Here is a 15,654-nt window from a genome sequence, read left to right on the forward strand (position 1 = left end):
GCGACCATCATTGCGCCGGCATCGAACTTGCGAGTGGCACCATGCTCAAAGTCGATCACGCCAGCGTTTTCTATGCAGCCCGGGACGGGCGGACCGTCCATGCGCTCGATCGCGTTTCCTTCGATATCCCCGAACGGGGTTTCGTCGTCGCGCTCGGCGCCTCGGGATGCGGCAAATCCACGCTTCTCAACGCGATCGCCGGTTTCCTTCCGTTGTCCGATGGGCGGATCACGCTCGATGGCCGCGCGGTCGAACGGCCGGGCGCCGATCGCGGCGTCGTCTTTCAGAAAGATGCGCTGCTGCCCTGGAAAATCGGTGGCCGACAATGTTGCACTCGGCCTGAAATTTGCCGGCGTCAACCGCAAGGAGCGGCAAGTGCACGCGCTCGAACTGCTCCGGCTCGTCGGCCTCGACGAATTCGCCAATGCCTTTCCTTACGAGCTATCGGGCGGCATGCGCCAGCGGGTCGGCATCGGCCGGGCGCTTGCGACCAATCCGGATATTCTGCTCATGGACGAGCCGTTCGGCGCGCTCGACAGCCTGACACGCGAACAGATGCAGGAACTGCTGGTTTCCGTCTGGAACAAGACGGCGAAGAAGGTTTTCTTCATCACCCATTCGATCGAAGAGGCGCTATTTCTCGGCACGCAGGTGCTCGTCATGTCGCCTCGGCCGGGGCGCGTCGTCGCCCGCTTCGATCTCGATTTCATCAGCCGCTTCGCCGAAACCGGCGACGCACGATCGATCAAGGCGTCGCCGCAATTTGCCGAGCTGCGCGAAGAGATCCGCGCCATTGTCCACAGCAGCGAAGATTTGAGGAGCGCCGCATGAGCGATGTAATACAGGCCTCGCCGGCTGCGGCCCATGTCCAGGATCGTCAGGTCAAGCTGGTGAAAATGGCCGGCTTCGGCGCCGGCGAGAGATCAACGGTGGCCATCAGTGTTGCCACCGCCCTGGCAATCCTGCTGCTGTGGTGGCTCGTCGCGGCCCTTGGCATCGTCCCGCACCTTTTCCTGCCGCGTCCCGACGAGGTGCTGACGCAGATCGGCGTCATCTATCGCGATGGTTACGCCGGTGCATCGCTTTCTGAACACGTCGCTGCAAGTCTGTTCCGTATCGTTGTCGCGGCTCTCATCGCCATCTCCGCCGGCATTCCGCTCGGACTGCTGATGGGCCTGAACCGCTGGGCTAAAGGTGTGCTCGATGCGCCGATCGAGTTCTACTGGCCGCTTCCGCCGCTCTCTTACCTGCCGCTGATGATCATTTGGCTCGGCATTGGGGAGACGTCGAAGATCACGCTGCTGGTGCTGGCGATGTTCGCACCGATCTGCCTTTCGGCGCAGGCGGGCGTTCGCTCGTTGCCGATCGAGCGCGTCAATGCCGCCCGTTCGCTGGGTGCCAGCCGGCTGCAGCTCTTCATCGACATCGTTCTGCCGTCGGCCCTGCCCGAGATCCTCACCGGCATCCGCATTGCGCTCGGCGTCGGCTGGAGTACGCTGGTCGCCGCCGAATTGATCGCCTCGACGCGCGGGATCGGCTTCATGATCATGTCGGCATCGCAGTTCCTGGCAACCGATGTGGTCTTCGTCGGCATCGCCATCATCGCGGTCTGCGCCTTCACCTTCTCGGCCGCCATCCGCTTCCTGGAGACCTACCTTGTGCCGTGGAAGGGCAAGCTCTGACGGGGGTTAATGCCGTAAAACTGGCAGCGTCTGCCCGGCGCCGCTGCAGGCTGCGGATCAGCATCGCGGCCTGCCGGACGATCGCCGCAAATGTCGTATCGTCGGCCTCGGCGATCCTGTCCGTCATGTCGCGGATGATCGTCGTCTGATGGATGATCGACTGGCGATGTCGCGCCTCTTCCGGCCCGATTTCGGCATCGGCCATGGCAGGCAGCGTCTGCACTAACCGCTCCCATGATTTGCCGGCGCCGGGTTCTCGGGTAGGCATTCAGATATTCACTGAGGCGCAGGAGATCCTCGACAATGTCGGACATTCCGCTTCCGTTCACATCGCAAAAGCCGGCCGCGGAGAAACATTGCGCCTTCGATCGCCGGCACGCGCCTTCAAGGCATCCAGCAGCCGGTAGCCGGTTCGCCAACGACCAAAACCACTTGCGATATTGATGTGGCCGGCAAGGCCGATATTCCTGGTCTCGGCCTTCCACAGGCGGCCAAACAGGGCCAGCCGATCGATCGTCATGTAAGCGTCGTTCATGCTGCCGACGACGATGCTCGGAAATGGCAGAGGCGCCGTCGGCATGCTGCCGAACGAGATATGTCCGGGATGCAGAATTTCCGTGGCCGGCAGATCGCAGGGAGCAACGAGCAAGGCCCCTTTCACGCAACGGGCAGCGCTTCGACCGGCCAACCGGGCGGCGAGCAGGCATCCGAGACTATGGGCGACCAGATAGGCCTCACCGGCCTCTTCAAGCGCGCCTTCCAATCGCGGTAGCCAGCTGTCGAGGTCCGGATGATCCCAGTCGTCCTGGGCGACGCGACGGCTACCCGGCTGATCCTGCAGCCAGTGCTGTTGCCAATGCCCCTCTCCCGAGCCGAACAATCCGGGAAGAACAAGGACTTCGCTCATCGGATCAATCCGATCACCAAGGCGAACAGGAAGGTGAAGGACCCGGCGATCGTGCAGATCCCCGCCGCATGCCTGACCTGCGACATGAGGCTTCCCGTTGCTCTTCTCGCAGCCTGCCGACGGAGGCTGGTCTCAACGACAATCGCCACCCGCCACCCTCCTCAATACCAAAGTCCGGGCATTGCGCCCCAATAATGGAGCTCGTATTCGCGCGCCGACCGATCCTGCTCCTCGACGCTGTTGACCGGTGCGTTTGCAGGCTTCCGCGCGTTGCGCCGGAAGCGGGCGATCGCAAACGTCAGCCAGAAATGGAAATCGAGCTTCATGCGAACCTCCTGTCAGGAATCGGCAGACTGGGGAATGAACGAATGACGTTGCGCATTGGCGAGAAGATCGCGTAGCGATGCAGTCGGCCCGTAGAGCATGAACAGGCGGTTCTCCTCGCGCTCGGCCAACCGATATCGGCGAGCAAATTCAAAGACGCTCCAGATTTGCTCGCTTGATCCCTGCGGGCCTGCATCATCCATCGCTGCCTCCTGAGAACGAAGTGCGTGGCGCGCCTTATTCGGCTGCCGCTACTGCCGGTCTTGCCTCTGGAAAGAAGGCCGACAATTCGCCAACCACTTCGCCGATGCGGTTCGAAAGCGCATCGGATGAGACCGCGTAATCCGCAAAATCACGGTCGGACGCATAGACGGCCGTCGGCAGCGTATGGGCCATGAAGAAACCGAACAGCGGCCGAAGCTGATGCTCGACCATCAAGGCATGCCGGTCGCCGCCGCCGGTCGCCGTAATGATGATCGGCTTCGCGCGGAGCTCCTGCGGATCGATCAGATCGATGAGGTGCTTGAAAAGGCCGGGATAGGAGCCCTTGTAAGTCGGCGAACCTATAATCAGCACATCGGCCCTTACGATCTCGTCGACGACGCGCCTGGCCTGATCGTCAAGGTCCTTACGCCACAAGGCGTGACCCAGCGACGGACCGAGATCGTGCAGATCATAGGTCTTGCTCGAAAAGCGGTATCTGAAGCTCGCCCTTTCTGCCACATGCCTGACAAGGGCCAGTGTCTTCGATGGGCGGCTGAAGCTGCCGGCAATGCCGACGAGTTTGAAACCGGACATGGTTCTTCCTCTCTGTGGTTGCCTCAAATATTGTCTATAAAATTACTGGATTAAAGGAATGTGCGTCTCTCCTTCGCCGCTCCATTGAAAAAACATTCGTCTAAATGGTCGACCGCCATCACTTCAAAAGGCTTCTTTCAATCGACCATTCAACGATCTATATTGTGGTCAAAATGGAGCAACCGCATGAAGCTGTCAGAACAGGTCAAGCCGATCTGTATCTCAAGGCGCATGCGCCCGAGATCATCCGAACGCTGAAGGACAATCCGCAGCCAGTCGTCATTACCCTTCACGGCGAGGCGAAGGCCATTCTGCAGGACGTCCGCCAATACGAGGAAACGCAAGAGACCCTGGCGCTCCTGAAGGTGCTGGCGCTCACCAACCGGCAAGTCGAGGAAGGTAAGCTGCGCCCTGCTGCCGACACCTTCGCGCGCATCCGCAAGCGTCTGCCAGACAACCAGTCCTGATGCCCTATAGTGTACTTTTCGCCGAGGAAGCGGAACGCGACATCGAGGATCTCTGTCGTTTCATCGCGGGCCGCGACGGCACCGAGACCGCTGAGCCCATCCTGAGCGAAATCGAGAGTGCCTGCGCCGATCTCGAAGAATTTCCTGCGCGAGGAAATATTCCGAAAGAGCTCGCCGCTATCGGCTTCACCGAATATCGGGAACGGCACCATAAGCCCTGGCGACTGATCTATCGCATCATCGGCACCGACGTCATTGTCTACTGTGTGGTATTCGGGCGCCGCGACATGCAGGCTTTCCTGGAGCGAAGACTGATCCGCTGGCTCGGCAATCAAGCTGCTGCGGTCTCCAACCCTCGCACCTTATCCAGTTTTTCGGCCGGCCGGCGCATTTGCCCGCAACAGCGCCATCAGCATCGGGCCGATCGCGAATTCCCCCTTTTCGCTCCGCCGCGTCAGGTCCCGGAGGTAACCACCGGCCGAATTGATATGGCCGCCGCGCTCCAGGATGCATGCCATCACCGTCGCGGCATTTTCCGGACCCATTGCGTTTGCGGCCTCCTCGTAGGCTGACGGACTGACGCCGAGCATCGATCGAACGGTCACGGCGGCGGCCATCAAGTCGCGCCAGTTGCGGATTTCGCCATTCGCCCCGTAGGCAAGGATTTCCGGGCAGGCCTGCAGAACCAGGCCGAGGGGGAAGGATTTCAGCCCGCCGGCATCATCGCGCGACCCCGGTCGACGACCTTGCCTCTCCTCCTGCCTGCCCGGATGGGCAATCTCAGCCCTCCCCTCTTCCAGCGTCACGGCCCCTCGCCCATTGTCTTGCTCCGGCATCGCGCCCTGCTTCGTTTCGAAGCTTGGTTCAAATTCAGAGGTGGGTTCGGGGTTTGAATTCTGTATGTGACGCTCGATATAATCGGCATTGCCGCGCTGTTTTGTGGATTTAACTCGAATTTCCAGCCGGTTAAGGATATCCACCCTGAGCGCCGTCAATGCCTCTAGCAATTGTTCGAGCTGTGCCGTCGTCGGCGACCGGGGCAACCCCTCGACCAGATCCCGAAACTCCCGGTACAGGCCCTGCCAATCCCCCTGAACGTCTTCCTCGACAGCCGCTTCGATCAGCTTGGTGATATCGCGGCGGCAAAGCGTGATGCGTTCGCGCAGACGCTGAACATGCAGCCGCTCGGCCATCACCTCGGCGGCCAACTGTTCGATCTCCTCGGCGCGGGCAAGCAGCGGCGCCAGCGAGAAGCCGAAAGCGTCGTTGACCTCCCCTGCCCTGTCCCTGCGGACATAACGCTTGCCGTTAGGGCTGTCCTTACGCAGCAGAAGCCCCGCCTCGACGAGTGCTGCAAGATGCCGCCGCACGGTCTGCTCGGCCATGCCGTGCGTTCTGAGCGACAGCTGGATATTCGACGGGAATACGATCAGGCCGTTTTCCTGAGCCAGCTCGTTCTTCGGATAAAAGCTCAGGAGCGCATTGAGCACGGCAAGCGCCCGATCGCTGATGCCGAGCAATGGCTTTGCTTCGCACAGCGTACGAAATAGCTTCCATTTGTCCACCGACTGATCAGGCTTGATTTCACCCGCCATCACCTGGCTTGCGAGCATGCCAAACGTCATCGACCGCCGCCCGAACGGCGTCGTTATACTTCCGGTTTCCATCTCTTCCACCTCGACGAGGCAAAAGAAATCCGCTCACCAAAACGGCGCCAAAAACTCTTGACAGCGATTCTCGGAAGTGCGATTCTCGGAGGTGTTCAAGACTACGAGGAAAGCTTCCGTGACGGTGACGTTCGGGGGCTTTTTTCTTTTGCGCGTTATCTCCTATCCGAATTGTCAGCTGACAATCGGTCTAACTGCCTCATTTTCCCTCATTTTCCTCTTCGAACTCGGCGGCGAGGCCAACCAACCGCTGAGCCAGGAATTCTGAAAACGCCGCCGATTTGACGGTAATGCGAAAGGTTTTCCCGGACCGGGTCACCGAAGCAAGTTGCCTGCCGCCTTGGGTGCGAAGCGTTTGCTCGGCCCGCTGCGGTGCGCTCTTTTCCTCAAGCGCCTTCCAGATGGCGTCGAAGCGGCTATTGCTCTCCAGCGTTTGGAAAGCGGCGGCACCAATTGCGGCGCGCGCCTTCTTCTGACCGCCTGCCTCCCTGAATTTCTCGGCAAAGGCCAACCAGCGCGGACGCCCCACTTTGGGTGCCGGCCCGATGGCAAGAATGATCTCGGGGTCGATTGTCTGCGCCACCTGCAGCAGCCTCGACGTTTCCGGCTTGTCCGTCGCCAGCGCCTGGGCAATCATGTCGCGGCTGAAGCCGTGTTCATCCATGCGCCGCGCAAACAGCGCCCGTTCGATGAAGCTTAAGTCGACGCGCGGGCCGTTTTCCTGACCCTGTGCCAGGATTAGTTCTTCATCCGTCAACTTGCGCACCACGGCCTTGACGGGAACCCCGATCTCCGCCGCTGCGCGCAGCCGCCTATGGCCGTAGGCGGCCTGGTAATGCCCGGCCTTGACCGGATCCGGCCGCACCAGGATCGGAACCTGCTGTCCGCTTTCCTGGATCGATTGCTTCAGCCGCTCGAACTCCGGGTCCTTGTCGACCGGGATGCGGTCGCGGATAAAGGACATCTCGACGGCAGCCGGATCGATCTCCAGCACCTTGTCGCCGGAGGCCAGCGATTCCCGCAGCGCCTTGGCGGCTGCCGCTTCCTCACCCAACCGTCCGAGCGACAGGTTCATCGCCTTGACCGCTCCCGATGGGCGATGCGGCGGCGGCGCTCCCGGCGCCTCCGGCCGTGCCGGCTCAACAGCGCCGACCATGCTCTTCAGGATATCGCGACCTTTTGGGCTCATGTCCTGCTCCATGCACTGCGAATGAGTTGCTCGACCTCGGCATTGACATTGTCGACGGATTCGACGCCGCGGTCATAGGTCTGGCGATGCATCGTCTCGCGTCCGGCCTCGTAGATCGTCTGCTTGGACAGGCCTGCATCCGAAACCGCCGTTGACTTGACCATCATCGAGGTAAGTACACGTTCGCCGAACAGGCTGCGCAGGAAGGCGACGATCTGCGCCTGCGGTCCGTCATTGGCCTCATAACGAGTGATCAAATAGCGCATCCAGTCATAATCGAGATTGCCGCCAGCCTGCTTGACCACGGACAGAAGGTCGGAGGTCATCGTCAGGAACTGGTTCATCGAGGCTACGTCGAGCATCTGCGGATGGACGGTGATGAGCACGGAGGTGGCGGCGCAGAGAGCCGACAGCGTCAGGAAGCCGAGGGTAGGGGGGCAATCGATGATGACGACATCGTAGCTCTGCTCCAATGAATGCAGCGCATTGCCGACCCGCATGAAGAACATGTCCTTGTCGTCGCGGTTGGTATCGGCCAGCGCCTTGGGAGTATCGTGTTCGAACTCGTGCAGTTCGAGATTGCCGGGGATGAGATCGAGACCGGGGAAATAGGTCTGGCGGACGATGTCGGCGACGTCGCGTCGTGTCTCGTCATACTTGATGGCGCCGTAGAGCGTCTCGTTTTCGCCGACATCGAATTCCGGCTGATATCCGAGCATCGCCGACATCGATGCCTGCGGATCGAGGTCGACGGCAAGGACGCGGTAGCCGCGAAGCGCCAGGAACTGCGCCAGATGGATGGATGTCGTCGTCTTGCCGGAGCCCCCCTTGAAATTCGTGACGGCGATCACCTGCAGATGGTCGCCCGGCCGGCGCATCGGCAGATAGGATGGTTTGGTGCGCCCGAGATGCTGGCGCATCGCGTGAATTTCTTCGAGCGAGAACACCCGGCGGCCGGCGGCCGTCTTTTCGGGATTGATGCTTTCCACCTGGGCGGCGAGGTGGCGAACATAGCTGTCGGTGACCCCCAGCAGTTTGGCCGTCTCGGTGCTGCTGAACCGCCGCAGCGATTTACGGGCATCGGGGGAAAACAACCGCTCGAACAGCACCTGCAACTGGCTGCTGAGCATCGTCGAGTCCTGCGCAATCGTCTCGTCGATCGAGACCTGACTCGCTCTTTTGGCTTTCTCAACAATCGCGGCCTTGGTCGGCATTCACGCAAATCCTGATAAATCGGGTAATTTTGCGCAAATGATCGTGAGTCTGGTGATTCCGTCAAGCGATTTCTTGGTTAGCCAATCAATAACAAACCGGATTCGACGAAAAAATCACGTGGAATTCCGGAATCTTAGCGAAATTGTCAGCTGACAATGACGCCGGGACCGCATCTGCCGAAGCCGGCCGAACCGCCAAACCTCATTGCCGGCTCATCGCGGACTGGTTCCCTCGCTCGGCAACGGCACGACCGCCCGACTGAGGATGCCGTTTCTCACTTACAAACAGACGAACGGTACAGGCTTTCGGCCTCCAGCCCGCGGACGGGTTCATTGCCGGAGGACTTGTCATTTGCGTCTTGGGCTTCGGGATTGCGGCGTGACGGGGCAAGGCCGAGCATTTGTTCGAGACGACCGGCATTGAGCGGTGCGCTTATTCCCTTGAAGTTCATCTTCCATCTTTCGTCTGCGTATGGGCTTGCGAGGAGCCACAGAGATAAGCGCATTTCGAACCTGTGGAGAACTGCCCGCCGGCGTTATCACCATCTTTTCGATTCAAAGTCGGAAAAGGGAGGGGAGGGGGAGCGCGCCTGCAATATGGGGGGCAGGATTGCCCGGACAAAGATGATAAAAGCTCCTGCTAGGCGAATCAGGTGCCGCTGGATATGCTCGCCGGTAATAGACCAGATGAATGATTGCCGCTCTCCCAGCCCAGCCGATCTGCATATTTTGCTACAAACGAAAACGTCTCTAGCGGAACTTATGAGCGGCTTCACTTCCGTCTGCTAAATTCCTCCTTATTTACCGACTATTTACCATAAGCCTGCTGCCATGTCTGCGCCAGCCTTGGAGCTCGGAGACATGGCCAGCCGCTATCGCGCCTTCATCCCTCGCGATTGGTAAAATGAGCATTGCCCAGGCCCGTGCCGATTGTCAGCACCGCCCATCTCGACACGTCGTGCATGAAGGAGATTTGCGACAATCCCTGCACGACGGCGTCATTGTGCATCATCACGAATGTGCTGTGGTCACCGATCTCGGGAATGGCCTTTATGAGCGCGGCGGGGAGATTGAAGCTGTCGCTTTCCCAATTCCCGCCCGGCAGGTTCTGCCCACCGCGTTCGATCGAGCCGTCGGCCTTGATGATGCCGGGACAGCCGATCCCGATAATCGGCGCCGGTTTCAGATTGGCTTTTTCTGCCTTGTCGATCAGACCCTGCAACATCGCCGCCAGCTTCTCTATCGTCGCACTGCGGCTCGGCTCATCGTTGGCATGTCGCCAGATGACCGATTCCCAGACGCGCGCATCGGCAAAATCCGGCCCTTTTTCCTTTCCGAATTCGACGACGCCGGCGCGGACGTTGGTGCCGCCGATATCGACGGCCAGCATCGCCTCGTAGCCTTTGAACATCCAGGGCGGCATGAGATGCACGGAGCCGATCAGTCCCGCCTCGTCCGGATGGTGGACGATCGGCACGACCTCGATATTGATGCCCGCCGCCTTGAGAAGAACCATGGTCCTGGCGATCGTCAGCTCCCCGAAGCGGCTTTGCCTGAAGCCGCCGCCGACCACAATGCGCTCGGTCTTGCCCCAACGCTTGTCCTTCAGAAATTTTCCGATCACATCGGCAAAGGCCTGCGCGAAATCCTCCACCGCACCCATGACCAGTGCGGCGGCCTCCATATCGTCTCCCTTCAGCAGAGCCTCGATCTTTTTCTTGGAAAGCTTTGCTGTTGCAACCTTGCCGATCGGATCGTCTCCGAACTTGCGGACATGTTTTCTCCAATCCTCGAGCTTCTGCTGAAAGGTTTCCTTGTTGGCGTTGTCGCCGACGAAACCGTTCTTGTCGCGCAGTTCGTTGTTGTAGTCGTCGATGGTCACCAGCGGCAGAATAGTCGCACCATGCGCCAATGGCGCATTGACCTCCTCGCTATGCTTGGACCTGCTTTTGGCCATCAATGTACCTTTTACGGTGGGAGTGCTTGGACGGGCGGCCAGATAAAACGCCGACTTGCCTCTGGATGTTCCCGACTGCCGAGTCATCTTGTCGTTGCCGGCCCGCGACCTAGCTTCAATGATTGCAGGATTGGAGAATGCCGTGCAGGACGACACCGCCACACAGGAAATGCTTTCATTGGTTTTGGACGAGCCGGAGCGCTGGGCAATGTTTCTCGACATCGACGGAACGCTGCTCAATCTCGCGCCCACGCCGGATGCGATCGAAGTCCCGGAGGCTCTTCCCGGACAGCTTCACCGCCTGTCGAACAAGCTTGGCGGCGCCCTGGCGCTGGTGACCGGACGATCGCTTGCCTATGCGGACGCACTGTTTAAACCCTTTGCATTTCCGACAGCGGGCCTGCATGGCGCCGAGATCAGAAGTGCCGCTGGAATGCACACGCTTGAGGCGACACCCGAGTTTCAGGCTCTGAAACATGCCCTGACCGCCGAAGCTGAGCACTATCCAGGAGTGCTGATCGAGGACAAGGGTGCCGCCGTTGCCGCCCATTACCGGCTCGCGCCCGAATATGAAAAAGTGCTCGAAGAGCGCATGCATCACTATGCCAAGCTCGCCGGGCCGAACTGGGCGCTGCAGCTCGGCAAGATGGTCTTCGAGCTGCGGCCGGCACGCTCAAGCAAGGGTGATGCCCTGGAGCGGTTTTTTCAGTCCGACCCGTTCAAGGACCGCTGCCCGATCACCATCGGCGATGATCTGACCGACGAGTCGATGTTTGCGATCGCCAATGCCCGCGGCGGCGTTTCCGTACGCGTCGGGGCGATCGGCGCTCCGAGCTGCGCCACGAGCCGGCTGTCTTCGGCTGCGCTGGTCAGGAACGTCATCGCTGCCCTGGCGGCCTGACATAGGTCTTTGGGCGATCTCCGATCCGGATTGCCGTCGTCTTTTGCACCGCCTGCGCGGGGTCAACCATCAAAAAAGTATCGGATTTGACCGTGAATCGTGGTGGCAGGCGCGAAACGAGATCACTACACTCCGCTCAACAATAAAGCCAAAAAGGGAACTTGGCGGGTGGGCTTGGAACCCGTCCTCGGAGGAGGAAACGATGGAACCTGACTTGGAAGTCGTTCAGATCCGGCCGGGCGAATCTTTCGCAACGAAGGCCCACGGTTATCCTTATCATACGGTTCGCTGGCATTTTCATCCGGAATACGAGTTGCATCTCGTCGTGGCGACGACCGGTCGATATTTCGTCGGTGATTTCATCGGGGAGTTCGAACCGGGCAATCTCGTGCTTGCCGGCCCCAATCTTCCCCACAACTGGATCAGCGACGTCCCCAAGGGATCGAGCATTCCGCTTCGATGCCAGCTTATTCAGTTCAGCGAAAATTTCATCAGCGATACGATGAAGGTGCTGGCCGAACTCGGCCCCTTCGAGCCGGTCCTCGAAGCGTCCCGCCGCGGCGTGCTCTTCGGCGCCGAGACCAGCCGGCAGGTCGCGCCGCTGATGAACGAGGTGCAGCAGGCGCAAGGCGTGCGTCGCATCGAGCTCTTCATGATGATCGTCGGCCTGCTCAGCCGGGCGCAGGATGCCCAGATTCTCGCCAGCCCAAGCTATCTACCCGATCCATCCGGCTACATGTCGGCCGGCATCAACAAGGCACTCGCCTATATCAGGGAGAACCTGACCAAATCCTTCGACGAAGCCGATCTTGCCGGGATTGCCGGACAGTCCACCGGCGCCTTTTCGCGCGCCTTTCGCCGCCACACCGGCATGTCGCTCGTGCAATATGTGAAACGCCTGCGCATCAACCTCGCCTGTCAGATCCTGATGAGCGACGATCACGCATCGATCACCGATATCTGCTTCGAGGTCGGTTTCAACAATCTATCCAATTTCAACCGCCAGTTCCTCGCGGAAAAGGGCATGACGCCCTCCCGCTTCCGACGATTGCTGGGCGACAATATCAACGTGGTCAAGGCGGCGTAAGGGCGCCGGACGAGCACGGTTCCGGGTAAGGAAGCAACCATCCGCCGAAGAAGGCGATAGGGAGGACGGGAGGAGGGACAAAACTGACACTGGTTTGAGCGCGAACACGCAATGAGCGGTTCGCGAGAGTAGACGCTTGTCCTCAGAAAACTAAACCGCCGGGACAGGCGAGGCGGCTCGTTCAGAGAACACCGCAACGACGAAACTACACAAGTTTTCCAATGGGAGGATATGGAAATGATGAAGTTCTCGACAAAAGCGGCAGGCGCGGCAACACTTGTCCTGTCATTGCTCGGCAGTGCTTCCGCCTTCGCGCAAAGCGCCGTTGCGGATGCGACGGTCGCATTCCTTATGCCTGACCAGGGCTCGACCCGTTACGAAGAGCATGACCATCCGGGCTTCGTCGCGGAGATGAAAAAGCTCTGCGCCTCATGCAAGGTCATCTATCAGAATGCCGATGCCGATATCGCCAAACAGCAGCAGCAATTCAATTCGGCCATCACCCAGGGCGCCAAGGTCATCGTGCTCGATCCGGTGGATTCGGCAGCCGCCGCATCTCTGGTCCAGCTCGCCCAGAGCCAGGGCGTCAAGGTCATCGCCTATGACCGTCCGATCCCGAAGGGCAAGGCCGATTTCTACGTCTCCTTTGACAACAAGGCGATCGGCAAGGCGATCGCGGAATCGCTCGTCCGGCATCTGAAGGCGAAGAACGTGCCGACCGACGGCGGCGGCATTCTGCAGATCAATGGTTCACCGACCGATGCGGCCGCCGGGCTGATCAAGGACGGCATTCACGAGGGTCTCGCCAGCGGCGGCTACAAGACGCTAGCCGAATTCGACACGCCGAACTGGCAGCCGGCGAATGCGCAGCAATGGGCGGCCGGCCAGATCACCCGCTTCGGCAAACAGATCGTCGGCGTCGTCGCCGCCAATGACGGTACCGGCGGTGGCGCCATCGCCGCCTTCAAGGCCGCCGGTGTCGATCCCGTGCCGCCGGTGACCGGCAATGACGCGACGATCGCCGCGTTGCAGCTGATCATATCGGGGGATCAGTACAACACGATCTCCAAGCCGAGCGAAATCGTCGCAGCGGCCGCGGCCAACGTCGCCGTCAAGCTCCTGGCAGGAGAGACGATCAAGGCGGAGATGACGCTTTACGACACGCCGGCACAGCTCTTCGTGCCAGCTGTCGTCACCGCCGAAAACCTCAAGGCCGAGATCATCGACAAGAAGATCAACACGGCCGAGGAGCTGTGCACCGGCCGTTATGCCGACGGCTGCAAGAAGCTCGGCATCACCAAGTAATCGAGCCAAGGGAAAGCGCGGCCGGATCGCCGGCCGCGCTTCCGGTTTTCGCTTCTTCTGAAAGGCCAGGCGATGTCCGACACCTCTCATATTCTTGGCGGCTCCCGCCAGCCCGTTCTCAGCCTGCGCGGAATCTCGAAGAACTTCGGGGCGGTGTCGGCGCTCACCGATATCGAACTCGACGTGCATGCCGGCGAGGTCGTGGCGCTCGTCGGCGACAACGGCGCCGGCAAATCGACGCTGGTGAAGATCCTGGCCGGCGTGCACCAGCCGAGCTCGGGCACGATCCTGTTCGAGGGCAAACAGGCAGACCTGTCGAGCCCGAGTGCTGCCCTCGACCTTGGCATCGCAACCGTGTTTCAGGATCTGGCGCTTTGCGAAAATCTCGACGTCGTCGCCAATATTTTCCTCGGCAAGGAGCTCAACCCCTTCCAGCTCGACGAGGTCGCTATGGAGATCCGCGCCTGGAAGCTCTTAAACGAGCTTTCGGCCCGAATCCCCAGCGTGCGCGAGCCTGTCGCCTCGCTTTCCGGTGGTCAGCGCCAGACCGTGGCGATTGCCCGGTCGCTGCTGCTCGAGCCGAAACTGATCATGCTCGACGAACCGACGGCGGCGCTCGGTGTTGCCCAAACCGCCGAAGTGCTGGACCTGATCGAGCGCGTGCGTGAACGCGGCCTCGCCGTCATCATGATCAGCCACAATATGGAGGATGTGCGTGCCGTCGCCGACCGCATCGTCGTCCTTCGGCTCGGGCGCAACAACGGCACCTTCATGCCCGATGCTTCCAACGAGGCGCTCGTCAGCGCGATTACCGGCGCATCTAACAATTCCGTCTCGCGCCGCGCCATGCGCCGCCGGGCGCAAGGCCAGCAAAACGAGGAGGGCAGGCCATGATGAAGACGATTCCGAACGAACCGACAGCACCTCAGCTCCTCGACCGACGTGACGAAAGGGTGCTCCATGACGACAGCCTCGCCGGCTCGATCCGCGCCTTTGGGGATCGCATCCGCTCCGGCGACCTCGGCTCGCTGCCTGTCATTGTCGGCCTGGCGATCATCTGGACGGTGTTCCAGGCGCTCAATCCGGTGTTTCTCTCCAGCGCCAATCTCGTCAACATGCTGTTTGACTGCTCGACGGTCGGCGTCATCTCGCTCGGTATCGTCTGCATCCTGATGGTGGGTGAGATCGATCTTTCCGTCGGCTCGGTCAGCGGCTTCGCCTCGGCACTGGTCGGCGTTTTCTGGGTCAATCAGGGCTGGCCGGTGGTGCTCGCAGTCCTCGCCGCCATGGTGATCGGCGCCCTGATCGGCTCGCTCTACGCCTTCCTGTTCAACCGGTTCGGCATGCCGAGCTTCGTCTCCACCCTGTCGGGCCTGCTCGCGGTTCTCGGCCTGCAGCTTTATATCCTCGGAGCGACCGGCTCGATCAATCTCCCCTACGGTTCCTGGCTCGTCAATTTCGGGCAGATCATGGTCATGCCGGACCCGGTCGCCTATCTGCTGGTGGCGCTTGCCGGCATTACCTTCTTCCTTGCGAGCTACCGCACATCGGCGCGCCGCCGGACAGCAGGCTTGTCATCGAAATCGACCGGCGGACTGTTTCTGCGCGCCGTCGTCATCACGATCGCCCTGGAAGCAGTCGCATTCTATCTCAACCAATCGCGCGGCATTCCGTGGATGTTCGGCCTCTTCGTCGGCCTTGTCGCAGCCATGAACTATGCGTTGACGCGCACCAAATGGGGCCGCTCCATGCATGCCGTCGGCGGCAACAGGGAGGCCGCCCGCCGCTCCGGCATTAACGTATCACGTATCTATGCGAGCGCCTTCGTCGCCTGCGCGCTGCTTGCCGCGACTGGCGGTGTGCTCTCCGCAGCACGGCTGGCGACCGCGAGCCAGCAGGCCGGCACCGGCGATGTCAATCTCAACGCCATCGCCGCGGCGGTGATCGGCGGCACGAGCCTGTTCGGCGGGCGCGGCAGCGCTTATTCGGCCCTTCTCGGTATAATCGTCATCCAGTCGATCGCCAGCGGGCTGACGCTTCTCGATCTGTCGTCGTCGCTTCGGTACATGATCACCGGCGCCGTCCTTGCCGTCGCCGTCATCGTCGACTCGCTGGCACGCCGATCCCGCATCTCGCACGGCCGGGCCTAAAACACT

General features: G+C 60.7%; 15 protein-coding genes and 4 pseudogenes. 9 read left to right on the forward strand and 10 right to left on the reverse strand.

What is annotated here, in order from left to right; genetic code table 11:
- Positions 1–41 precede the first annotated feature (41 nt).
- Positions 42–831: pseudogene (locus A7X77_RS22515) on the forward strand (taurine ABC transporter ATP-binding protein).
- Positions 828–1,682, forward strand: a complete 855-nt coding sequence (locus A7X77_RS22520) for an ABC transporter permease subunit (protein ID WP_064685054.1) — start codon at positions 828–830, stop codon at positions 1,680–1,682. Before A7X77_RS22515 ends, A7X77_RS22520 begins: the two are co-directional and overlap by 4 nt.
- A 13-nt stretch (positions 1,683–1,695) precedes the next feature.
- On the opposite strand, the pseudogene A7X77_RS32570 reads toward A7X77_RS22520, so the two are convergent.
- The 5 genes and pseudogenes from A7X77_RS32570 to msuE all read right to left on the reverse strand — a co-directional run.
- Positions 1,696–1,996, reverse strand: a pseudogene (locus A7X77_RS32570) (hypothetical protein); the annotation flags it as partial.
- Positions 1,997–2,007: 11 nt separating this feature from the next.
- Positions 2,008–2,589, reverse strand: coding sequence for an RBBP9/YdeN family alpha/beta hydrolase (locus tag A7X77_RS22525; RefSeq protein ID WP_064685055.1), 582 nt, complete (start codon positions 2,587–2,589; stop codon positions 2,008–2,010).
- Positions 2,590–2,750: 161 nt separating this feature from the next.
- Positions 2,751–2,915 (reverse strand): hypothetical protein, encoded by a 165-nt coding sequence (locus tag A7X77_RS33585; RefSeq protein ID WP_197486879.1) that lies wholly within the window; start codon positions 2,913–2,915, stop codon positions 2,751–2,753.
- A gap of 12 nt (positions 2,916–2,927) precedes the next feature.
- Entirely contained in the window at positions 2,928–3,116 is a 189-nt protein-coding gene (locus tag A7X77_RS22530) for a hypothetical protein (RefSeq protein ID WP_064685056.1), read from the reverse strand.
- Between the two features lie 34 nt (positions 3,117–3,150).
- Positions 3,151–3,711, reverse strand: coding sequence for an FMN reductase (gene msuE / locus A7X77_RS22535; protein ID WP_064685057.1), 561 nt, complete (start codon positions 3,709–3,711; stop codon positions 3,151–3,153).
- A 186-nt stretch (positions 3,712–3,897) separates the two neighbouring features.
- On the opposite strand from msuE, the pseudogene A7X77_RS22540 reads away from it, so the two are divergent.
- A pseudogene (locus A7X77_RS22540) lies at positions 3,898–4,178 on the forward strand (type II toxin-antitoxin system Phd/YefM family antitoxin).
- A pseudogene (locus A7X77_RS32575) lies at positions 4,178–4,498 on the forward strand (type II toxin-antitoxin system RelE/ParE family toxin); the annotation flags it as partial. The pseudogenes A7X77_RS22540 and A7X77_RS32575, both read left to right, overlap by 1 nt.
- 42 nt (positions 4,499–4,540) lie before the next feature.
- On the opposite strand, the gene repC reads toward A7X77_RS32575, so the two are convergent.
- The 5 genes from repC to A7X77_RS22560 all read right to left on the reverse strand — a co-directional run bounded on the left by repC (position 4,541) and on the right by A7X77_RS22560 (position 10,205).
- Positions 4,541–5,845, reverse strand: a complete 1,305-nt coding sequence (gene repC, locus A7X77_RS22545; protein WP_064685058.1) for a plasmid replication protein RepC — start codon at positions 5,843–5,845, stop codon at positions 4,541–4,543.
- 199 nt (positions 5,846–6,044) lie between these two features.
- The gene (gene repB / locus A7X77_RS22550; RefSeq protein ID WP_064685059.1) at positions 6,045–7,034 is read right to left on the reverse strand and encodes a plasmid partitioning protein RepB; all 990 of its coding nucleotides are present in this window, start codon (positions 7,032–7,034) and stop codon (positions 6,045–6,047) included.
- The gene (gene repA / locus A7X77_RS22555) at positions 7,031–8,248 is read right to left on the reverse strand and encodes a plasmid partitioning protein RepA (RefSeq protein ID WP_064685060.1); all 1,218 of its coding nucleotides are present in this window, start codon (positions 8,246–8,248) and stop codon (positions 7,031–7,033) included. The genes repB and repA overlap by 4 nt, the downstream gene beginning before the upstream one ends.
- Positions 8,249–8,523: 275 nt before the next feature.
- Entirely contained in the window at positions 8,524–8,700 is a 177-nt protein-coding gene (locus A7X77_RS33590) for a hypothetical protein (protein ID WP_197486880.1), read from the reverse strand.
- A gap of 431 nt (positions 8,701–9,131) precedes the next feature.
- Positions 9,132–10,205, reverse strand: a complete 1,074-nt coding sequence (locus A7X77_RS22560; RefSeq protein ID WP_064685061.1) for a hypothetical protein — start codon at positions 10,203–10,205, stop codon at positions 9,132–9,134.
- Positions 10,206–10,326: 121 nt separating this feature from the next.
- Between A7X77_RS22560 and otsB the strand changes: the two genes are divergently transcribed.
- The 5 genes from otsB (at position 10,327) to A7X77_RS22585 (ending at position 15,648) form a co-directional block, all read left to right on the forward strand.
- Complete coding sequence (gene otsB / locus A7X77_RS22565; RefSeq protein WP_197486882.1) at positions 10,327–11,106, forward strand: trehalose-phosphatase; 780 nt, start codon at positions 10,327–10,329, stop codon at positions 11,104–11,106.
- 202 nt (positions 11,107–11,308) lie between these two features.
- Positions 11,309–12,193: a helix-turn-helix domain-containing protein gene (locus tag A7X77_RS22570; RefSeq protein WP_064685063.1), complete on the forward strand. Its 885-nt coding sequence runs from the start codon at positions 11,309–11,311 to the stop codon at positions 12,191–12,193.
- Between the two features lie 231 nt (positions 12,194–12,424).
- Complete coding sequence (locus A7X77_RS22575; RefSeq protein ID WP_197486881.1) at positions 12,425–13,498, forward strand: ABC transporter substrate-binding protein; 1,074 nt, start codon at positions 12,425–12,427, stop codon at positions 13,496–13,498.
- A 72-nt stretch (positions 13,499–13,570) separates the two neighbouring features.
- Positions 13,571–14,392, forward strand: coding sequence for an ATP-binding cassette domain-containing protein (locus tag A7X77_RS22580; RefSeq protein WP_064685064.1), 822 nt, complete (start codon positions 13,571–13,573; stop codon positions 14,390–14,392).
- On the forward strand, positions 14,389–15,648 hold the full coding sequence (locus A7X77_RS22585) for a sugar ABC transporter permease (RefSeq protein WP_064685065.1): 1,260 nt from the start codon (positions 14,389–14,391) through the stop codon (positions 15,646–15,648). The genes A7X77_RS22580 and A7X77_RS22585 overlap by 4 nt, the downstream gene beginning before the upstream one ends.
- Positions 15,649–15,654 lie beyond the last annotated feature (6 nt).

Source organism: Rhizobium bangladeshense (assembly GCF_001662075.1).
GTDB classification, from domain to species: Bacteria; Pseudomonadota; Alphaproteobacteria; order Rhizobiales; family Rhizobiaceae; genus Rhizobium; species Rhizobium bangladeshense_B.